This window comes from Xenorhabdus poinarii G6 (assembly GCF_000968175.1).
GTDB classification, from domain to species: domain Bacteria; phylum Pseudomonadota; class Gammaproteobacteria; order Enterobacterales; family Enterobacteriaceae; genus Xenorhabdus; species Xenorhabdus poinarii.
This window is the reverse complement of record NZ_FO704551.1, coordinates 209,377-230,063: the sequence shown is the minus strand read 5'-3', so window position 1 is coordinate 230,063 and position 20,687 is coordinate 209,377. Positions and strand designations below refer to the sequence as shown.

Sequence of the window (20,687 nt, the reverse complement as noted above, 5' to 3'; positions counted from 1 at the left end):
GACAATCAGCCATCCCTAGATATTATCATCAAGGCTTAGACTGTTATTCATCGTGTAAGGTTTCATTTTGATGGTGTTTTCTGCTTATTCACCTGACGATTATAGCCTTTTACCAGCCATCCCAATTCATCGTCCTGATGAGTTTTAGGGCAAGGCAGAGATACCAGTGGCTGTTCTTCATTTAGTTTTCGCGTGATATCGCGCAATGGATGGATGATAATGCGATTAATACACCAGCTTATCGACACGGTCAGAATAAGTGTGAGTAATAAATAAGTGGTCAACATGAACGCAAGTGTATTCAACACAAAGCGGTACACCCGATTGGCATCAACTTGCAAAATCAACTGCCCCTGTGGCGCGGCTGTTTTTGGCGAAACACCCTCAATATAGAGGGGAATCTTGACCTCAACGGGAATACCAAAAACGGTCTTTGCCAGTTCAGGTATCGGACGATGGGTGGCAAAATCCAGACTCATCACCCGAACGTTATCAGACAATAGCACATCTGCCCGACCAAGAATGCCTGAGGTTTTTAAGCCAAGCAACAGCGTTTTTACGTTATTGAGATCCGCATTCAGCAGCGCTTCTTCCAAAGGGAGTTTGATCTGTGTGGCAGCGTGGGTCAGTTGATGAATGTAATCATCTTTACGTTGCTGTAATAAGTGAAAAAGTTGGATAGTGATGAAAATAGCAACGGTAACCAAAGTGACGCCAGTCACTGCGGCCATCTGCTTAATGGTTAAAGAACGTTTGACACGCAATTTCATCTTAATCCAAATAAATAATAGTAAAAGACGGACAAGTACACCCTAACAATAAAAGTGAGTATACTTGATTTCACTTGCGGTCGTCTTATTTTGATAGGTTAAAAAGAGAAAAGTGTCCGAGATATAACGGCATCACCTAATAGCGTGAATATCTCACGTTTTTACTGTCATGCTAATACGTTATACCCCGGTTAAATAAGATTAAGTGAATGAACTTTCATCCTGTTCAATGGCAAAACAGGCGATCAGTTGTCCACCATATTGTTTTAATGTCGGTTGTAATTGCGTACAAGGACTGAATGCACGGCGACAACGGGCAGCAAACGCACATCCCGCAGGTGGATTCATTGGGCTGGGTAATTCCCCTGTCAGTTTAATGCGTTCACGGCGCAGTTCAGGATTCAGACGAGGCGTCGCTGACAACAAAGCTTGAGTGTAAGGGTGACGCGGATTGTTAAAAATCATTTCTCTGTTGCCTTTTTCAACGCAACGCCCCAGATACATCACCATCACTTCATCAGCAATATGTTCAACAACCGAAAGATCATGAGAGATAAAGACGTAAGACAAGCCCAGTTCCTGCTGCAAGTCCATCATCAGATTCAGTACCTGTGCCCGCACCGAAACATCCAATGCCGAAACCGGTTCATCGGCAATGACCACGTCCGGATTTAGCATTAACCCACGGGCAATGGCAATACGCTGGCGCTGGCCACCTGAAAACATGTGTGGATAGCGTGAATAGTGCTCCGGTTTTAACCCCACTTTTCCCATCATCTGCAAGACGTGTTCCCTGCGTTCAACCGCACTCAGTGAGGTATTGATCAGTAAAGGCTCTTCTAAAATTTGCCCCACTTTTTTACGCGGATTTAAAGAAGCGTAGGGGTTTTGAAAGACGATCTGGATTTTCTGGCGACGCAGTTTTTCGGCTTCTTTATTGGGTAATAAGAGATCTTGCCCCAGATAATAAAGCTCCCCCTCCGTCGGTTTTTCAATCAGTGTCAGTAGACGACCTAATGTGGATTTTCCGCAACCCGATTCGCCGACAACGGCCAGTGTTTTCCCTTTTTCCAGTTCAAATGAAACGCCATCCAACGCCTTCACCACACGCTCAGGTGAGAATAACCCTTTTTTCACCGGATAGTATTTCTTCAGTTCAGTGGCTTTGAGTAAAGGCTCGGTGGTTTTTAAAGAAATCGCAGCCTTTTCCTGTTCCCAATTTTGTTGAGTATTCATACTGTCGGCCTCCCGCCATCATCCAGCGGCATATGACATTTAACCTGACGCCCTCCCACTGATTTCAATGGAGGTTCTTTCTGACGACATTGCTCATTGGCATAAGGGCAACGCGGGTTAAGCAGGCAGCCAGTGGGACGATCATATTTTCCGGGAACGACGCCGGGTAATGAGGCCAAACGGGTTTTATCCGCAGCAAATTCCGGCAATGCCCGCAGCAACGCCTGTGTATAAGGATGCCGAGGGGCGCGGAAGATTTCCGTGGCTTTACCAATCTCAACTACCTGGCCGGCATACATCACAATAATGTGATGAGCTGCTTCTGCCACCAGCGCCAGATCATGGGTGATCAAGAGTAATGCCATGTTTTCCCGTTGCTGCAACGCTAACAGCAATTCGATGATTTGCGCCTGAATGGTAACATCCAGTGCGGTTGTCGGTTCATCGGCAATCAGGAGTTTCGGACGACACGCAATCGCCATGGCAATCATCACTCGCTGGCTCATGCCCCCGGATAATTGATGCGGATAAACATCCAGACGAGAATCCGGATCAGGAATGCCGACCTGAGTCAGTAAGTCAATTGCCCGCTGACGCCGAGTTTTCCGATTACCGCCTTGATGGACGTTCAAGGCTTCCATAATCTGATAACCGACGGTATAGCACGGATTCAAGCTGGTCATGGGATCCTGGAAAATCATCGCCACTTCTGCACCAACCAACTGGCGCCGCTGTTTTTCTGAAATTTTGGTCAGATCACAACCATTGAATTCCAGTTTTTCAGCCATGACTTTGCCCGGATAGTCAATCAGCCCCATGATCGCCAATGAACTGACCGATTTACCTGAGCCTGACTCGCCGACAATACCCACAACTTCTCCCTGCTCAACACGGTAGCTGATACCGTCAACGGCGCGGAAGGGTGCATTGTCATCCCCAAAGTGCACCGATAATTGCTCTACATTCAACAATGCCATTTCACAATACCCCTACTGCTTGAGCTTAGGATCAAGTGCATCACGCAACCCATCGCCCATCAGGTTAAATGCCAATACCGTCAATAGAATAGCCACTCCGGGGAAGGTCACGACCCACCACGCACTTTGGGCAAATTGCAACACATCTGCCAGCATCGTCCCCCACTCTGGTGTCGGTGGCTGTGCTCCCATCCCCAGAAACCCTAAGGCTGCCATATCGAGAATCGCGTTCGAAAACCCTAATGATGCCTGCACAATCAACGGTGCAAGACAGTTTGGCAGGATATTGACGAACATCTGGCGTATGGCGCCAGCACCCGCCACCTGGGATGCGATCACATAATCGCGGTTAACTTCGACCAGTACTGCCGCTCTTGTCAGACGAATATAGTGAGGCAAAGCAACAAATGTTAATGCTAATGAGGCATTGACGATGGAGGGGCCGAAGATCGCGACCAGTACCAATGCCAGCAGCAGGCTTGGCAAAGCCAGCATAATGTCAACGATACGCATGATGATGGTATCCACCACGCCACCGAAATAGCCCGCCAATAAACCCAACATGACGCCCATGATGAGTGACATCACCACAACCAGACAGCCAACCAACAATGAAAGACGAGCCCCATACATCAGGCGGGATAAGATATCGCGGCCAACGTCATCTGTACCGAGGATAAATTGCCAGCTGCCGCCCTCCTGCCAGACCGGAGGTGTCAACAAAGCCTCGCGGAACTGTTCTGCCGGACCATGCGGTGCCAGTATCCCCGCCAATAACGCCACCAATAGCATCAGGATAATATAGACCAGACCAATGACTGCACCTTTATTACGTTTAAAGTAGTGCCAGAACTCCTGCATTGGCGTCATTAATTTCGGTGCACCGAATACAACGGGCTCAGTTGCTTGAGTCATCATGTGCTCCTTATTTTTTATGACGAATGCGCGGGTTGACGATGCCATACAGCAAATCAACCACCAGGTTAACCAGAATAATCATCGTCGCGACCAGCAGTACACCGCCTTGTACGACCGGATAATCCCGACGTTGCAAGGCGTCAACCAGCCAACGCCCCAAACCAGGCCATGAGAATATGGTTTCGGTCAGAATGGCACCCGCCAACATGATACCGACTTGCAACCCAATCACGGTGACAACGGGCAATAATGCGTTACGCAACGCATGAACGATAATGACCCGAATACGGCTCAAACCTTTTGCGCGGGCAGTGCGGATGTAATCTTCGCTCAGGACTTCCAGCATGGAAGAACGTGTCATGCGCACAATCACCGCCAACGGGATCGTTCCCAGCACAATAGCAGGCAACAGCATATGCATCACCGCATCAATGAAATCGCCTTTTTCCCCAAAAATCAGGGTATCAACCAGCATAAATCCGGTCAGGGGATAGCTGTCATCCAGAAAGACGCTATCACTGATCCGGCCAGAGACCGGGGTTAAATTCCATTGGACGGAAACCAGCATGATCAACATGATCCCCCACCAAAAAATAGGCATGGAATAGCCGGTCAATGACAAACCAATCGCAGTGTGATCAAAGACAGAACCCCGTTTGACCGCCGCCAGAACACCCACCGGAATACCGACAGAGATGGCAAATAGCATAGCGCAGATGCCCAATTCAAAAGTCGCTTTAAAACGTGGGACAAACTCATCCCACACAGGAATGCGGCTCTTCAATGAGATCCCCAAATCACCATGTAATACTCCATTGATATAATGAAAATATTGCTCCCAGAGAGGCTTATCCAACCCCATTTCCGCCATTAATTGGGCATGACGCTCAGCAGTAATTCCACGCTCGCCCGCCATAATCAGAACAGGATCGCCGGGGATCATATGCACAAACGCAAAAGTCAGCAGCGTAATACCAATAAACGTCGGGATCACCAATCCCAAACGTCGGAGGATAAATTGCAGCATATCCTGGATTCCTTTTTAAATACCAGTTATGGCTCTTCAGGCCGCTTGGTAGACAACAAAGGCCGACTTGATCAGCAAAGCAGCAAAACCATCCTCACAGAAAAATCCAGAGGATGGTTAATCACAACCGCTCAACAGCAAGAATTATTTGAGATCAACATTGTAAAAAATATGTCTGCCAAGGGGATCAACCAAATATCCTGTCACTTCTTTACGTACGGGTTCATAAGCTGTGGAGTGAGCAATAATCAATGCAGGGACTTGTTCATGCATAACAACTTGTGCTTGTTTATAAAGTTCCGTACGCTTGTTAACATCCGCGGTTTCACGCGCTGGCTGGATAACGTCCTCAAAGGGTTTGTAGCACCATTTGGAATAGTTGGAGCCTCTTTCTTTGGCGGCACAGCTAAACAGGGTGCCGAAGAAGTTATCAGGATCACCATTGTCCCCTGTCCACCCCATCATGACGGTTTTTGGTTCACCCTCTTTGGCTCGCTTCAGGTATTCACCCCATTCATAACTAACGATCTTGGCTTTAACGCCAATCTTTGCCCAATCCGCCTGAATTATTTCCGCCATACGACGCGCATTCGGGTTATATGGGCGCTGTACCGGCATCGCCCACAGATCGGTTTCAAAACCATTCGATAAACCCGCTTCCCCCAACAGTTCCTTGGCCTTGGCGGGATCATAGGTGTAATCTTTGATATCTTCGTTATAACCCCACATTGTGGGAGGGATCAGGTTTTTCGCTTTCTGTCCGGCGCCCTGATACACGGCCTCAAGGATAGCGTCTTTGTTCACTGCCATCACCAGTGCCTGACGCACTTTCACACTATCCAATGGTGGCTTAGTCACATTGAAAGAGAGATAACCCACGTTCAAACCTGCCTGCTCCAGCAAAACAATATTTTTATCTTGTTTCATGCGGGCAAGATCAGCAGGGTTTGGATACGGCATGACCTGACATTCATTTTTCTGCAATTTTGCATAACGCACAGAGGCATCAGGGGTAATGGAGAAGACTAAGCGGTCAATTTTCGCCGGTCCTTCCCAATAGTCTTTAAATGCCTTATAGAGAATGCGGGAGTCTTTTTGGTATTGCACTAACTGGAATGGACCTGTACCAATCGGGTTAAGGTCAATTTTTTCCGGTGTACCCGCCTTCATCATGACATCAGCATATTCTTTAGACAAAATGGAGGCAAAGTCCATTGCGATATCCGCCAGGAAAGGTGCTTCGGGACGGGATAGCACAAAGCGAACCGTATAATCATCGACTTTTTCTATTTTGCTGATGATACTTCCCATATCCATACCGATGAAATATTCATAGCTGCCGCCAGAGACTTGATGGTACGGATGATTTTTATCTTTCTGGCGCATAAAAGTAAAAATCACATCATCCGCATTAAAATCACGAGTAGGTTCAAATGCCTTATTGCTGTGCCATTTCACTCCTTTGCGCAAATGGAAGGTATAAACCTTACCATCATCACTCACATCCCAGCTTTCGGCCAGGCTTGGAATAATACTCGTTGTACCTACTTTAAAATCTACCAGGCGGTTATAGATCTGTCTGGAAGTGGCATCATAAGTTGTACCGGAAGTAAATAATTGTGGATTGAAGCCTTCTGGAGAACCTTCAGAGCAATAAACCAGCGTTTTTGCCTGAATACTGGCCGTTATAGTCAGCGCAATAAGACCAACACCCAGCGTTAACAAACTGGGCTGTTTTTTCTTGAAGATTGTCATGACGTTAACCCCATTTATTTTATGTTTATGACGCTGTAGCCAGCCCAGGGTTTTATCCCTAAATGCCACTGTCCTAGCCTGTTTTATTATTTTTCGTCTATCAATTAATCAATTGTGATGACTGACGTCAACATCATCACTGATAACAAAAGAAATACAAGAAAAACACAAAAGAAAAGAAATATTAACAATGGTGGTTAAAAAACATGACGGAATGCACACAAAATAGACAAATTCACTAGAAATGGTCGCAATAAAAAGAATTAAGCTCTGATGATGATAATTTGGAAATTGTGACCCATTCCCTAAATAATACACCGTCAAGAGTATGAAAAAGTTTTACGAAACAGGTTGAACCCGGCAGGAACTCTTTGAAGGATGTTGAATTAAGACGTAAAAAAACCCTGCTTATACAAGCAGGGTTTCAGAATCTGGTCGGCGAGAGAGGATTCGAACCTCCGACCCACTGGTCCCAAACCAGTTGCGCTACCAAGCTGCGCTACTCGCCGAAAACGAAGCGCATCTTACTTCCAGAGCCACAAACCGTCAATACCTTTTTAAAGATAAGTAGTTAATTGACGATAAATTGCCCAAAATGACGGTGACAACATAGGCTATCGGCAATTATTTCAGAAAATGAAAATAGAAATAAAAAAAGCCCTACCCAAAAAGGTAAGGCTTTGCCCGTGAAACAGATGACACGAAACCCATTATCAGACGAATAGATTAGCCATCACTGGAGCAGTGAAATATCTGCGACACGCAAAAACAGGTCACGCAATTCATTTAACAGTGTCAAACGATTGACTCTGACCTGACTGTTTTCATCCATCACCATCACATTGTCGAAGAACGCATCGACGACTTCGCGCAAGGACGCCAATTCAACCAGCGCATCCTGATAGTTGCCTTCGGCAAACAGTGGAGCCAGTTTCTCTTTCAGCACGACAAGATGTGTCGCTAGTTTGATCTCTTCCGGTGCTTTCAGTACAGCAGCAAGCACCGAGTCATTCAGCTGTTCTTCTGATTTTGCCAGAATGTTGGAAACTCGCTTGTTGGCTGCCGCCAAAGAAACCGCTTCATCCAACGTACGGAAATGCGTCACGGCTTTCATGCGGGCATCAAAGTCTGCTGGTTGGGTCGGACGACGCGCCAGTACCGCCTGAATAGTATCAACGCTGTAACCTAATTCCTGATACCAGGTACGGAAACGACCGAGCATAAACTCAACGACATCATCGACCGCGTGTTCGTTGGTCAGCTTATCACCATACAGACGCACCGCTTCTTCTGCTAAAGTCTGGAGATCGAGCGGCAGTTTTTTCTCCACAATAATACGCAGAACACCCAGTGCGGCACGACGCAACGCAAACGGGTCTTTATCCCCTTTCGGATGCTGGCCAATACCGAAGATACCCGCCAATGTATCCATTTTATCGGCAATCGCTACGGCACAAGACACCCCAGTTGATGGCAATTCATCACCAGAGAAACGGGGCTGATACTGTTCGTTCAGTGCCAACGCCACATCTTCCGCTTCTCCATCATGACGCGCATAATGCATCCCCATCACGCCCTGCGTATCAGTGAACTCGAATACCATGTTGGTCATCAGATCACATTTGGACAATAAACCTGCCCGCGTCGCATGATTAACATCTGCCCCGATTTTGTCCGCAATCCAGCCAGCCAGAGCCTGAATACGATCGGTTTTATCACGCAATGTCCCCAACTGTTTTTGGAACAGGACGGTTTCCAGACGAGGCAGGTTATCTTCCAGTCGCTGTTTACGGTCAGTTTTGAAGAAGAATTCCGCATCTGCCAGACGTGGACGTACCACTTTTTCGTTACCGGCAATGATCTGCTGAGGATCAGACGATTCAATATTGGAAACAAAAATAAAGTTTGCCATCAACTTGCCGGATTTATCGTAAACCGGAAAATATTTTTGGTCGCCTTTCATGGTATAAACCAATGCTTCCGCGGGAACATCGAGGAATTTTTCTTCGAATTTTGCGGTCAGTACCACCGGCCATTCGACCAGAGACGTCACCTCTTCCAACAGGCCGTCACTCAGATCAGCCATTCCCCCCAGTTTCATCGCGGCCTGTTCTGCATCACGTTTGATCATCGCCTTACGTACTTCATAATCTGCGATAACCCGCCCACGCGCCTGTAATATGGCAGGATACTGTTCGGCATTCTCAATGGTAAATTCCGCTTCACCCATAAAACGGTGACCGCGGATAATGCGATCGGATTTGATCCCCAGAATTTCACCTTCAATCAATTCGCTGCCCAACAGCATCGTGACCGTATGAACCGGACGAACAAACTGAGTTTCGTTATCCCCCCAACGCATTAATTTAGGAATTGGCAATTTACTCAACGCACGACTGACCATATCCGCCAGCAATTCTTTTGCTTCACGGCCTTTGACCTGAGCACGATAAAGCAACCATTCTCCTTTATCCGTTACCATGCGTTCAGCCTGAGCAACGGTAATACCGCAACCACGTGCCCAACCTTCTGCTGCTTTGGTGGGGTTACCTTCGGCATCGAACGCCTGCGCGATTGCCGGGCCACGTTTTTCAACTTCACGATCAGCCTGTGCCGCCGCCAGATTTGCTACTTTCAGCGCCAAACGACGAGGAGCAGCAAACCAGCTAACTTCACCATGACCCAGATTGGCGTTATTCAATTCTGTTTCAACACTGGCTGCAAAGGATTCAGCCAATGAACGCAACGCCTTTGGTGGCAGCTCTTCGGTGCCGATTTCCACAAGGAAAGTTTGTTGAGTCATGATGGCCTCTTATTTTTTGTTACACATCGGGAAGCCAAGCGCCTCGCGGGAGGCATAATAAGCTTCAGCAACTGATTTGGTCAGGGTACGGATGCGCAGGATATAACGCTGACGTTCAGTCACAGAAATCGCTTTACGGGCATCCAGCAAGTTGAACGTGTGAGCCGCTTTTAGAATGCGCTCATAAGCTGGCAGTGGCAGTGGCGTTTCCAAAGCCAGTAACTCTCCAGCTTCTTTTTCGTATTGCTCAAAGCAGGTAAACAGGAAATCGACATCAGCGTATTCGAAGTTATAAGTCGATTGTTCAACTTCATTTTGATGGTAGATATCCCCGTAAGTGGTTTTACCCAACGGGCCATCGCTCCATACCAGATCGTAAATACTGTCGACGCCCTGAATATACATTGCCAGACGTTCCAGACCGTAAGTTATCTCACCCGTGACAGGCTTACACTCAAGGCCACCCACTTGCTGGAAGTAAGTGAACTGAGTCACTTCCATACCATTCAGCCAGACTTCCCAACCCAGTCCCCAGGCACCCAATGTTGGGTTTTCCCAGTTATCTTCAACAAAACGGATATCGTGAACCGTCGGATCAAGCCCTAATGCTTTTAAGGAGCCGAGATAAAGCTCCTGAATATTCTCTGGCGATGGCTTGATAATCACCTGAAATTGGTAGTAGTGCTGAAGACGGTTCGGGTTTTCGCCATAACGGCCGTCAGTTGGACGACGGGAAGGCTGAACATACGCTGCAGCAATAGGCTCAGGCCCTAACGCACGTAGACAAGTGATAGGATGAGAGGTTCCTGCGCCGACTTCCATATCCAGTGGTTGGACAATGGTACAGCCTTGACGCGCCCAGTAATCCTGTAGTGTCAGGATGATCCCCTGAAAGGTTTTGGTATCAAACTTTTGCATGTTGAATCCGCACGCGATACATATGAATTTAAACGAAAGTGGTCAGTATACCCTTTGAATGTAAGATATACAGCACTGATTGCCTGCCAATTTTGCCAAAATATAAAAAAACCAATCAGTATAACAGCACGCAATCGTAGCCTTTTGTATTCTCTCGCGTTCTACAGCTAATATGAGTGTGATTATCAACCATTCTCCGAGGTAACATTTGATGACGAGCAAGGAAATAACTCGCTGTGCTTGGGTAACATCCGATCCTGATTATCTGGCCTACCACGATAACGAGTGGGGGAACCCACAAAAAAATAACCAACAACTTTTCGAACTGATTTGTCTGGAAGGGCAACAGGCGGGTCTGTCATGGCTAACAATTCTGAAAAAACGGGAAGGTTATCGAAGATGTTTCCACCAATTTGATCCGGTCAAAATCGCCAGAATGGATGAAGCAGATGTTGAGCGTCTGATGAACGAATCCGCCATTGTCCGCCATCGGGCCAAAATCAGTGCAATTATCCACAACGCACGCGCTTACCTAAAAATGGCCGAACGAGGTGAAGATTTCAGTATTTTTCTCTGGCAATACGTTGATCACGCCCCACTGATCAACCACTGGCAAACCCCGTCAGAAGTGCCGGTCAAAACAGCACATTCTGATGCACTTGCAAAAGCGCTGAAAAAACGGGGATTTAAATTTATTGGCAGCACGACTTGCTATGCGTTTATGCAGGCTGCGGGGTTAGTCAACGATCATCTCATCAACTGTTTATGCCGGGAATCACTTATCGGTTTCGAGACTAAGTGATTTATCGTGAAAAAGTAAAATTAGTGTATAAAAATAAACAAAAATATCACTTCAATACATAAAGCTGGATTAATGTTAAATATCCAGTTTTAAAATTCAACAATACTAAAAAACACAACATATAAAAACATGAAACACCCGTTTCACCCCATTGCACCCTACCAGTGGGCGGGGTATGGTGTCTTTTTCTCATACACATACAGATGCAAACGCCGCTATGAAATTTTCGCAATTCGGAAACAAATTCACACAAGATTCGGGAATTACCCGCCTGATGACCGATCTCAATCAAGGCCTGAGAACACCGGGCGCGATTATGTTAGGCGGCGGTAATCCCGCACACATCCCGGAAATGGATGATTATTTCCAGCAGATATTGACTGACATGGCGTTAGACGGTCAATTAAGCGAAACATTATGCAACTATGACGGGCCACAAGGGAAAAACACCTTAATCACCGCATTGGCGCAAGAGTTAAGAGAAAAGCTCGGCTGGGACATCCACCCACAAAATATCGCTTTGACCAATGGCAGCCAAAGTGCCTTTTTCTACCTATTTAACTTACTGGCGGGTCGCACAGAAGACGGTGCCATAAAACGTGTTTTGTTTCCACTGGCGCCTGAATATATTGGCTACTCGGATTCGGGGTTAGATGAGGGGTTATTTGTTGCAAATAAACCGAATATCGAATTATTACCCAACGGCCAATTCAAATATCACGTTGATTTCGAGCACCTGAATATCACCGAAGATATTAACCTGATTTGTGTCTCTCGCCCGACCAACCCAACCGGTAACGTCATCACCGACGAAGAATTATTGCGCCTGGATGGTCTGGCTCAACAGCATCAAATCCCCTTACTGATAGACAATGCCTACGGTGTACCATTCCCCGGTATTATCTTTAGCGAAGCAACCCCACTGTGGAATCCCAATATCATTCTTTGTATGAGTTTATCCAAACTGGGCTTACCGGGTTCCCGTTGCGGCATTATCATCGCCAATGAAAAAATTATTAATGCTGTCAGTAATATGAATGGCATTATCAGCCTGTCTCCTGGTGGCGTTGGGCCAGCTATTGCGTTGGAAATGATCAAACGTAACGACCTGTTTCGCTTGTCACAAAATGTCATTCGACCATTTTATCAGCAACGCGTAGACAACGTGATTGAGATCATTCGCCGCCATATATCAGAAGATCGTTGCCTAATCCATAAACCCGAAGGGGCAATATTCCTCTGGCTTTGGTTCAAAAACTTACCCATCACGACAGAAGAGCTTTATCAGCGGTTGAAAAAGCGAAACGTCCTGATGGTGCCGGGGCATTTCTTCTTCCCGGGGCTGGAACATGATTGGCCACATGCTCATCAATGTATGCGAATGAACTATGTCCCTGAGATTGAAAAGATTGAAGAGGGCATTCGTATTTTGTCTGAAGAAATTGAGATAGCACATCACGAAGCCGGACACTGATCTACCAACAGTGTAGGCAGTGGTGAATAACGTAAAAAAAGCTCCCTCATTTAGGAGAGGGAGCAAGATGATAACGAGGACTGTTACCTGAGAACAGGATCGTAGTTTTAGCAGCGTACTGTGATCTAGTGCACATTTAACGAATCTAATAATAATACTTAAGTAACCTGAGTTTTGGATAAAAGATTATTAAGCTTAACGATAAATGCTATAGCAAACTGAATATGACCTGACTATAGTAAACAGTATTAAGGGTAAACAGTATTACACTGTTACACCCATCTTATTTTGGAAAAGTGGCGTTAAATAGCGAATACAACATTGGCAAATTAACTCATTGAGATCATGGAAAAGATGAAAACGTGTAAAGTGTTTCTACTACTATGTACTACATTGGGATGTCTGCTTGTCACGGGTTGTTCCAGCATCATGACACACAGCGGCCCTTATCAAGGTTATTATTCTGGCGCCAAAGCGAATATTGATATGCTGCAGGATGACAAAACAGGATGGTTTATGAAACCTATGCTTGCCATCGACCTCCCTTTTTCTGCCTTCCTGGACACATTACTGCTTCCCTACGATTATGCTCGCTCCGATCAAGACAGCGCAGCGCAATCTCCTAAGCATCGCATAGAGCAACGGGATAAAAATCCCATCGTCGTACAGTCGATATCAGAGACAGTCAGCGATCAGACACCGTAAGCACCAATCCCTGTTTCAACCACAAAAATTTGCCGATATCCATCAATATCACGCATAAAAGCAACATAATCATCATCGGGTGATATCACGATTGCATCAGCAGAAGGCGCGTCATCGGTACGCGCTGTTAGACGCTGCATTTTTCCCGTCTGGCTATCAAAGAGCACAACACTATTGTCACAGACACAGGCAATAAACTGCCCACGGCTATCCCAGCTAAATGCAGATTGTATGCTGTACTTACTGTCAGTTATCTGCACGGCCTCACCGCCATTGGGTGAGATAGACCATAGCTGGACAATTCCCTCGTCATCTTTCATCAGGAAACCAATTTTACTGCCATCTGGCGATGTTCTGAGCCAATGACGAGGCACATTCACCACCCCTGGCCAACGCCTGTCATGCGTAAAAGTCAGACGTTTTTGTTGTACTCCTTCAGGAGGGGCTGGCAAGGTTGTTTCTGTACCAGTCAAAGGCTGCGCACCTGAAACCGCATAATCGTCGTCGTTTTCAGGCAGGTCAACAAGATAAATTTCCGGTATTTTTTCACCATTGACAGCGTATGTATCCCCAATAAAGGCCAGCGCCCAACGCTGCCATTGGCCATTGTTTTTTCGATATCCCCGCAGCCCAATCCACCCTTCTTCATAGGCTCGATTAATCTCATCACTACCGGGATGCGGGAATGCCGTAGTCTGGCTGACAATAACCGAGAAATAGCTGCCCCCGTATTCCCTCGGATGTTTTTTGACCGGCATCACCGCGTGCAACGGAACGGCCACTGCGACATTGCGTAAATCAAGCGCAGGATCTAACTCATGCATCACATGGTCATTGTAGGTAAAACTGAGACGACTCCCATCAGGGCTGAAAACGTGAACATGAGTGCCTCCACGCAAGGCACCTGCAGTATAAGGTGGCGTAATATCCATCGCATCAATGTTCATTGCCACATTTGGCTGTCTATCAGAGACAATAACCCCTCGGCGATGGTGAAAATCATACTGCCACTGCGCATCTGGATTTTCTGGCCCATGAATAAAGGCATAACGCACCGGCTCTTGTTGACTTACCGTCACAACACCGACATGAGCACCATCCCTTGCCTGATAGATCACTTCCGTTTGTCCATGTTTAACATGAATTTTTTCTATCGTTAAACCGGTAAAAGAAGCACCGTGAGGACGCACGTCATATACCAACCACTGGCTATCAGGCGTCCAGATATTTATGTTAGTTATCTGATGACTACAGCGATCAAATGTTATCTGGCGTTCTTTAAAAACCATTTCGCGACCTTATATTGCACATTTTCGGATAATAAAAACTAATTTGATTCAAACTTAACAAAAAAATTTCAGTCGAGACGTGATTATTTCGACAGTACTCTTTATATCCATGTTATATCTCATTTAATAAAATTTATGTTACTCAGTGTCCTCTATATTATTGGTATTACGGCTGAAGCTATGACAGGTGCTTTAGCCGCGGGTCGCCGAAAAATGGATGTTTTCGGCGTTATTATTATCGCTTCCGTGACAGCCATCGGCGGTGGCACCGTCCGTGATATCATTTTGGGGCACTACCCCCTTGGCTGGGTAAAAAATCCAGAATATATCGTGACAGTTGCCTGTGCTGCCGTACTGACTATCTGGATTGCCCCCATGATGAAACATTTACGCCGCTTGTTTCTTGTTCTTGATGCAATTGGTTTAATCGTCTTCTCCATCCTGGGGGCACAAATCGCATTGGAAATGCACTATAGCCCGATCATCGCAGCCATTGCCGCCGTCATTACTGGCGTATTTGGGGGTGTATTACGCGACATGTTTTGCAATACGATTCCATTAGTCTTTCAAAAAGAGATTTATGCGGGTGTCTCTTTTGCTTCCGCCTGGCTCTATATCGCTTTACAGCATACGCCGTTGCCCCCAAACAGCGTGGTTTTGATTACGCTGATTGCCGGTCTGACCGCCCGTTTGATCGCCATTCGGTATCGTCTTGGTTTACCCATTTTCAATTACAATGGTTCAGACTCAGAGCATTAAAAGCGGTTATGAGCATGTGGGGCAACTTTTTTGCCCCCCTCTTTTCTGATGCCCTGATCCACCGGTATATCCTTCCCTTTTCCAACCACATCCTTCCCTGTCAGACTTGTCTCCTCAGCCTCTTTCTCCCCCGTGATCCCTCGTGAAACCAAATGCGCAATGGCTGACTTAATCTCAGGATGTTGTAAAAAGGCCAAAATTTTTTCTCGTTGTGTTGTGGTTAATGCCTCTTCCGTCTTGGTATATGATGGTGTCATTGCCCACGACCATCCTATGTTGTCTGTCAGGCGATTAGCGTAAGGCAGACCAATGGCTTCACGCCATAGTGCGAGGGGACGCCGTTTTGCCTGCTGGAATTGAGCGAAAATGGACGCGGCACGTTTAGCACCTATATTGGGCACGGCCTCCAGCTGTTCTTTATCCAAATCCAGCCAATCGGTTAAATTTGTCACCAATCCTTGTCTTACCAACGCAGACCAGGTTCCTTGTCCAACACCTTTCATGCGCAATTTTTCGCCAAGCCATGTCAGGCGGGCAATAAACTGCTGCTGACAATGTTCATCATTACGCTGACGTCCATGACCCAATGCCAGACAACTCAGAAAATGGTGATCTTGCTCATTAGGCGGTTGAATATCTGGACGTTCCGCCATACGCCACACCACCTTATCAAGTTTGGGGATACCATGCCCGGCCAGTGCCACCGTGATTTTATCTTCGGGATACACATTCCACTGCTTCCAACGTTTGATAGAACCAATATTGACCCGACTCACTTGCCGATCATCCACCTTGACTGTCTCCAGCGCTAATACAACGGATATTTTTCCTGTCCGGCCGATGGTGAACTTCACGTGTTTTACGGTTGTCATTTGTTGCCGTAACGGATATTTCCATGCAATTGCCCAACTGTTTGATCCGCTACGCCACTGTCGGCCTGTCGGTTCAACCTCCTGACGTAAAACTACCCCATCCGTAGCAAAAGGAAGAGGCTGAACAAAATAATCTTTCCATCTTTTTTCAGCATCTTCTGTAGTCGTAATAGGGTGGCTATATTGTTGGGTCATAGGAAAACCCATACCAGCCAATCTCGCCAATTTCTCAGCCAGTTCATTTGGTCCATCCGGCCAACCCCAAATAAAAATGCCGATCTGTTTCAGTTCTGGCGCCGGCGTTTTTCGAGCCATTAACCCTGCCACTTTACTACGCCCTCCCTGACTTCCAGACAGGAACTGTCGATGATCCACTTGCTGCCAGAACAGCTCCCCTTGCAATACCAAACGCGCCGGCGCATTTGTAATCTGCTGAGGAATAGTGGGAATAAATGGGCTTTTATCCCGCCAGTCTGTTCCTTCAATACCATCACCACGGCTAATTAATTGCACTAATTGGCCTTTTTCATAGACCAACGTCACCGCAATACCATCAACTTTAGGTTGTAGCCAAACCCCTGCCCGCCCCTGTAGCCAACGATCAATGTCCTGAACCGTCCTCAATTTACTCAACCCCGTATGCTGGACAGGGTGACGCTGTTTTTCTGTCTGTCGCTGTGCCACCATTGGCATGTCCATATCAGCAACTGCGTTCATCACGCGGTTTGTATCCTGCTTTAAACAGTGTTGCCAAAGCCTTAGCGTTTCCAGTAATTGATCATAGATTTCATCATCTATGTCACTCATACCCTGCTGGTGATAGAGCCGATTCCACTCAGCTACCCGCGTTGTTAGAGCGTGAGTTTCATGCTGAAGTTTTTCTTGTGGCCATTCAGGACAATGGCCCTTGTTGTTTGCAAAGGCTACGGGTATGCCAAATAACAGTAGCCATACTGTTATGAGAAAACTGATGAGAAAATTAAGCATCCTTGCTCCGTCGCTTCCTAATACACGGGCACAGAATAAAAAGCGGAAAAATATTTACCAAGGTGGAAAAGATAAGTTTGCGGTGTGTTTCAAAAAATAAATGAACAATTTCTGCAACAGCTTATTTTTACTCAAATTGTTTCGCAGAATGTTCAATTAATGCCAATGTGTTAATAAAAAATTTTGTTGAAACGTCCGTTGGCATGTATTGTAACGCTGCATGGATTAACGTATCCGTGTATACTATATGGGATTTTATATTCTCGCGTGTGCACCTATTTATACCCAATCACTCAAGAAATCATCATGAACCAAGGAACGTTATATATTGTTTCTGCGCCGAGTGGAGCAGGCAAATCAAGCCTTATTCAGGCTTTATTAAAGACTCAGCCTTTGTATGACACACAGGTTTCTGTTTCACATACGACACGTCAGGCTCGTCCAGGCGAAAATCATGGTGAACATTATTTTTTCACCACGGTGGATGAATTTCAAAAGATGATCAGCCATGATGATTTTTTGGAATATGCCTGTGTTTTTGGTAACTATTACGGCACATCCCGAAAAGTCATTGAAGATACACTCGCCAGCGGGGTGGATGTTTTTCTTGATATTGACTGGCAAGGTGCACAACAAATCCGCCAGAAGATGCCAGCCGCTCGCAGCATTTTCATTCTGCCCCCCTCCAGGGAAGAATTGCTCCGCCGCCTGCGCGGACGCGGTCAGGACAGCGAAGAAGTCATTGCTAAACGGATGGCTCAGGCTGTTGCGGAGATGGAACATTATAACGAATATGATTACGTTATCATCAACGATGATTTCAATACGGCACTGGCCGATTTACAATCCATTATTCGTTCAGAACGTCTACGATTAGATCGTCAGATTCAGCGGCATGATGCCTTAATCAGCAAATTATTGGCAGACTGAACCAAGTTTCAGTATTATGCCCAGTCATTTATTTACCAGTGGAGTAGCACACATATGGCACGCGTAACTGTTCAAGACGCAGTAGAAAAAATTGGTAACCGTTTTGACCTTGTGTTGGTCGCTGCTCGCCGAGCACGCCAGTTGCAAGTAGGTGGCAAAGATCCCCTTGTTGCAGAAGAAAACGATAAGACGACGGTTATCGCTCTGCGTGAAATCGAGCAAGGCCTCATCAACAATAAGATCCTTGATGTACGTGAACGTCAGGAACAAAAAGAGCAAGAAGCTGCCGAAATTAAAGCTGTTTCTGCCATCGCTGAAGGTCGTCGTTAATTTTACGGTAGGTCTGCCTTGTACCTGTTTGAAAGCCTGAATCAGCTGGTTCTGAAATATTTGCCTGAAGATCAAATCGATCTGCTTAAACAGGCTTATATCGTCGCGCGGGATGCCCATGAAGGGCAAACCCGCTCCAGCGGTGAGCCATACATCACTCATCCCGTCGCCGTTTCCTGTATTCTGGCTGAAATGCGACTTGACCATGAAACACTCATGGCGGCGCTGCTACATGATGTCATCGAAGATACGCCTGCAACATTTCAGGATATAGAACAGCTTTTTGGCTCAACTGTTGCCGGATTGGTGGAAGGTGTATCTAAGCTGGATAAGCTGAACTTCCGTGACAAAAAGGAAGCGCAGGCTGAAAACTTCCGCAAAATGATCATGGCGATGGTGCAGGATATCCGCGTCATTTTGATCAAACTGGCAGACCGCACACACAATATGCGAACCCTTGGCTCCCTGCGCCCCGATAAACGACGGCGCATTGCCAGGGAAACGCTAGAAATTTATAGTCCGCTGGCTCACCGTTTAGGGATTCATCACCTAAAAACGGAGCTGGAAGAACTTGGCTTTGAAGCGCTATACCCAAACCGTTACCGCGTCATTAAAGAGGTTGTGAAAGCCGCCCGCGGCAATCGCAAGGAGATGATCCAAAAAATTCTGTCGGAGATTGAAGGCAGATTAACGGACGCCGGTATTGAATGTACTGTCAGTGGCCGCGAAAAACATCTCTATTCGATCTATCGTAAGATGCGCCTAAAAGAACAGCGTTTCCATTCAATCATGGATATTTACGCCTTTCGGGTCATCGTCAGCAATCTTGATACCTGCTACCGCGTACTCGGACAAATGCACAGTCTGTACAAACCGCGTCCCGGCAGAGTAAAAGATTATATTGCTATCCCCAAAGCCAACGGCTATCAATCTCTACACACATCGCTGATCGGCCCACATGGCGTCCCGGTCGAAGTACAGATCCGTACCGAAGATATGGATCAGATGGCAGAAATGGGGGTCGCCGCACACTGGGCTTACAAAGAACAAGGAGAATCCGGGACAACGGCGCAAGTTCGTGCTCAGCGCTGGATGCAGAGCTTGTTGGAACTCCAGCAAAGCGCCGGCAGCTCTTTTGAATTTATTGAAAGCGTGAAATCTGATTTGTTTCCTGATGAGATTTACGTTTTTACCCCAGAAGGACGAATTGTTGAATTACCGGCCAGTGCAACACCGGTCGATTTTGCCTATGCTGTTCATACGGATATCGGTCACGCCTGTGTTGGCGCACGCGTTGATCGTCTGCCCTATCCTCTTTCACAAACGCTCAGCAGTGGACAAACGGTTGAAATTATCACGGCGCCGGGCGCTCGCCCGAATGCGGCCTGGCTGAACTTTGTCGTCAGCTCTAAAGCACGGGCTAAAATTCGTCAGTTACTGAAAAATTTAAAACGGGATGATTCTATTAGCCTGGGGCGTCGTCTGCTCAATCATGCACTTGGTAACGGCACAAAAGTCACCGATATACCGCAAGAAAATATCCATAAGGAGCTATCAAGAATGAAGCTCGCCACGTTGGATGATTTACTGGCAGAAATCGGGTTGGGTAACGCCATGAGTGTGGTTGTTGCCCGCAATTTATTACTGGGTTCAGCGGAGAAAACGCCAAACAATAACAGCAATGCGACCCGAAAACTGCCTATCAAGGGTGCTGACGGTATTTTGATTACCTTTGCCAAATGCTGTCGTCCAATCCCGGGTGACCCGATCATTGCCCACATTAGCCCCGGAAAAGGTCTGGTGATCCATCACGAATCCTGTCGAAATATCCGTGGATATCAGAAGGAACCGGAAAAATTCATGCCGGTTGAGTGGGATAAAGAGATTAACAGCGACTTTATTGCTGAAATTAAAGTCGATATGTTTAACCATCAAGGCGCCCTAGCGAATCTAACCGCAGCCATTAATGACGCAAACTCCAACATTCAAAGCATGAATACGGAGGAAAAGGATGGCCGGGTTTATTGTGCTTTCATCAGGCTGACGACCAAAGACCGTATCCAGTTGGCAAATATTATGCGTAAGATACGTGTCATGCCAGATGTGATGCGAGTCAGCCGCAACCGAAACTGATC

At 46.6% G+C, this 20,687-nt stretch carries 17 protein-coding genes and 1 tRNA gene; 7 read left to right on the top strand and 11 right to left on the bottom strand.

The annotated features are described in order from the left end of the window. Positions 1–62: 62 nt before the first annotated feature. From XPG1_RS00935 to glyQ, 9 genes are all read right to left on the bottom strand, one after another. Positions 63–770, bottom strand: coding sequence for a HAMP domain-containing protein (locus XPG1_RS00935; protein WP_045957417.1), 708 nt, complete (start codon positions 768–770; stop codon positions 63–65). 201 nt (positions 771–971) lie between these two features. Beyond that, positions 972–2,006 carry a dipeptide ABC transporter ATP-binding subunit DppF gene (dppF, locus tag XPG1_RS00930; RefSeq protein ID WP_045957416.1) on the bottom strand — a complete coding sequence of 345 codons (1,035 nt, stop codon included), beginning with the start codon at positions 2,004–2,006 and terminating at the stop codon, positions 972–974. Then, positions 2,003–2,983, bottom strand: coding sequence for a dipeptide ABC transporter ATP-binding protein (dppD, locus tag XPG1_RS00925; RefSeq protein ID WP_045957415.1), 981 nt, complete (start codon positions 2,981–2,983; stop codon positions 2,003–2,005). The genes dppF and dppD overlap by 4 nt, the downstream gene beginning before the upstream one ends. Positions 2,984–2,995: 12 nt before the next feature. After that, positions 2,996–3,898 carry a dipeptide ABC transporter permease DppC gene (gene dppC, locus XPG1_RS00920; RefSeq protein WP_045957414.1) on the bottom strand — a complete coding sequence of 301 codons (903 nt, stop codon included), beginning with the start codon at positions 3,896–3,898 and terminating at the stop codon, positions 2,996–2,998. A gap of 10 nt (positions 3,899–3,908) precedes the next feature. Further along, a complete protein-coding gene (gene dppB, locus XPG1_RS00915; protein WP_045957413.1) occupies positions 3,909–4,928 on the bottom strand; it encodes a dipeptide ABC transporter permease DppB in 1,020 nt (339 codons plus the stop codon). 144 nt (positions 4,929–5,072) lie between these two features. Beyond that, entirely contained in the window at positions 5,073–6,683 is a 1,611-nt protein-coding gene (gene dppA, locus XPG1_RS00910) for a dipeptide ABC transporter periplasmic-binding protein DppA (RefSeq protein WP_045960288.1), read from the bottom strand. A 432-nt stretch (positions 6,684–7,115) separates the two neighbouring features. After that, positions 7,116–7,192: transfer RNA gene (locus XPG1_RS00905), tRNA-Pro, on the bottom strand. A 224-nt stretch (positions 7,193–7,416) separates the two neighbouring features. After that, positions 7,417–9,486, bottom strand: coding sequence for a glycine--tRNA ligase subunit beta (gene glyS / locus XPG1_RS00900; protein WP_045957412.1), 2,070 nt, complete (start codon positions 9,484–9,486; stop codon positions 7,417–7,419). Positions 9,487–9,495: 9 nt separating this feature from the next. After that, positions 9,496–10,404, bottom strand: coding sequence for a glycine--tRNA ligase subunit alpha (gene glyQ, locus XPG1_RS00895; protein ID WP_045957411.1), 909 nt, complete (start codon positions 10,402–10,404; stop codon positions 9,496–9,498). Positions 10,405–10,615: 211 nt separating this feature from the next. Between glyQ and XPG1_RS00890 the strand changes: the two genes are divergently transcribed. From XPG1_RS00890 to XPG1_RS00880, 3 genes are all read left to right on the top strand, one after another. Next, positions 10,616–11,206 carry a DNA-3-methyladenine glycosylase I gene (locus XPG1_RS00890; RefSeq protein WP_045957410.1) on the top strand — a complete coding sequence of 197 codons (591 nt, stop codon included), beginning with the start codon at positions 10,616–10,618 and terminating at the stop codon, positions 11,204–11,206. A 217-nt stretch (positions 11,207–11,423) separates the two neighbouring features. Then, positions 11,424–12,680, top strand: a complete 1,257-nt coding sequence (locus tag XPG1_RS00885) for a valine--pyruvate transaminase (protein ID WP_045960287.1) — start codon at positions 11,424–11,426, stop codon at positions 12,678–12,680. A gap of 354 nt (positions 12,681–13,034) precedes the next feature. Next, positions 13,035–13,385, top strand: a complete 351-nt coding sequence (locus XPG1_RS00880) for a YceK/YidQ family lipoprotein (protein WP_045957409.1) — start codon at positions 13,035–13,037, stop codon at positions 13,383–13,385. Here XPG1_RS00880 and XPG1_RS00875 read toward each other — a convergent pair. Continuing rightward, positions 13,373–14,674, bottom strand: a complete 1,302-nt coding sequence (locus tag XPG1_RS00875; RefSeq protein ID WP_045957408.1) for a YidR family protein — start codon at positions 14,672–14,674, stop codon at positions 13,373–13,375. The genes XPG1_RS00880 and XPG1_RS00875 overlap by 13 nt on opposite strands. 135 nt (positions 14,675–14,809) lie before the next feature. Between XPG1_RS00875 and XPG1_RS00870 the strand changes: the two genes are divergently transcribed. Further along, complete coding sequence (locus tag XPG1_RS00870; RefSeq protein ID WP_045957407.1) at positions 14,810–15,433, top strand: trimeric intracellular cation channel family protein; 624 nt, start codon at positions 14,810–14,812, stop codon at positions 15,431–15,433. On the opposite strand, the gene ligB is transcribed toward XPG1_RS00870, so the two are convergent. Continuing rightward, the gene (gene ligB, locus XPG1_RS00865) at positions 15,430–17,292 is read right to left on the bottom strand and encodes an NAD-dependent DNA ligase LigB (protein WP_071825282.1); all 1,863 of its coding nucleotides are present in this window, start codon (positions 17,290–17,292) and stop codon (positions 15,430–15,432) included. The two genes, XPG1_RS00870 and ligB, sit on opposite strands and share 4 nt — an antisense overlap. Positions 17,293–17,598: 306 nt before the next feature. Between ligB and gmk the strand changes: the two genes are divergently transcribed. From gmk to spoT, 3 genes are read left to right on the top strand one after another with little or no spacing between them, the layout of a single operon-like run. Next, entirely contained in the window at positions 17,599–18,222 is a 624-nt protein-coding gene (gene gmk / locus XPG1_RS00860) for a guanylate kinase (RefSeq protein ID WP_045957406.1), read from the top strand. A 54-nt stretch (positions 18,223–18,276) separates the two neighbouring features. Beyond that, on the top strand, positions 18,277–18,552 hold the full coding sequence (gene rpoZ / locus XPG1_RS00855; protein ID WP_045957405.1) for a DNA-directed RNA polymerase subunit omega: 276 nt from the start codon (positions 18,277–18,279) through the stop codon (positions 18,550–18,552). An 18-nt stretch (positions 18,553–18,570) separates the two neighbouring features. Next, positions 18,571–20,685, top strand: a complete 2,115-nt coding sequence (spoT, locus tag XPG1_RS00850) for a bifunctional GTP diphosphokinase/guanosine-3',5'-bis pyrophosphate 3'-pyrophosphohydrolase (protein WP_045957404.1) — start codon at positions 18,571–18,573, stop codon at positions 20,683–20,685. The last annotated feature ends 2 nt before the right edge of the window (positions 20,686–20,687 follow it).

Excerpts from the sequence above, each read along its gene's own strand:
- XPG1_RS00935 (WP_045957417.1), bottom strand. The coding sequence starts at position 770 with ATGAAATTGCGTGTCAAACGTTCTTTAACCATTAAGCAGATGGCCGCA.
- dppF (WP_045957416.1), bottom strand. The coding sequence starts at position 2,006 with ATGAATACTCAACAAAATTGGGAACAGGAAAAGGCTGCGATTTCTTTA.
- dppD (WP_045957415.1), bottom strand. The coding sequence starts at position 2,983 with ATGGCATTGTTGAATGTAGAGCAATTATCGGTGCACTTTGGGGATGAC.
- dppC (WP_045957414.1), bottom strand. The coding sequence starts at position 3,898 with ATGACTCAAGCAACTGAGCCCGTTGTATTCGGTGCACCGAAATTAATG.
- dppB (WP_045957413.1), bottom strand. The coding sequence starts at position 4,928 with ATGCTGCAATTTATCCTCCGACGTTTGGGATTGGTGATCCCGACGTTT.
- dppA (WP_045960288.1), bottom strand. The coding sequence starts at position 6,683 with ATGACAATCTTCAAGAAAAAACAGCCCAGTTTGTTAACGCTGGGTGTT.
- glyS (WP_045957412.1), bottom strand. The coding sequence starts at position 9,486 with ATGACTCAACAAACTTTCCTTGTGGAAATCGGCACCGAAGAGCTGCCA.
- glyQ (WP_045957411.1), bottom strand. The coding sequence starts at position 10,404 with ATGCAAAAGTTTGATACCAAAACCTTTCAGGGGATCATCCTGACACTA.
- XPG1_RS00890 (WP_045957410.1), top strand. The coding sequence starts at position 10,616 with ATGACGAGCAAGGAAATAACTCGCTGTGCTTGGGTAACATCCGATCCT.
- XPG1_RS00885 (WP_045960287.1), top strand. The coding sequence starts at position 11,424 with ATGAAATTTTCGCAATTCGGAAACAAATTCACACAAGATTCGGGAATT.
- XPG1_RS00880 (WP_045957409.1), top strand. The coding sequence starts at position 13,035 with ATGAAAACGTGTAAAGTGTTTCTACTACTATGTACTACATTGGGATGT.
- XPG1_RS00875 (WP_045957408.1), bottom strand. The coding sequence starts at position 14,674 with ATGGTTTTTAAAGAACGCCAGATAACATTTGATCGCTGTAGTCATCAG.
- XPG1_RS00870 (WP_045957407.1), top strand. The coding sequence starts at position 14,810 with ATGTTACTCAGTGTCCTCTATATTATTGGTATTACGGCTGAAGCTATG.
- ligB (WP_071825282.1), bottom strand. The coding sequence starts at position 17,292 with ATGCTTAATTTTCTCATCAGTTTTCTCATAACAGTATGGCTACTGTTA.
- gmk (WP_045957406.1), top strand. The coding sequence starts at position 17,599 with ATGAACCAAGGAACGTTATATATTGTTTCTGCGCCGAGTGGAGCAGGC.
- rpoZ (WP_045957405.1), top strand. The coding sequence starts at position 18,277 with ATGGCACGCGTAACTGTTCAAGACGCAGTAGAAAAAATTGGTAACCGT.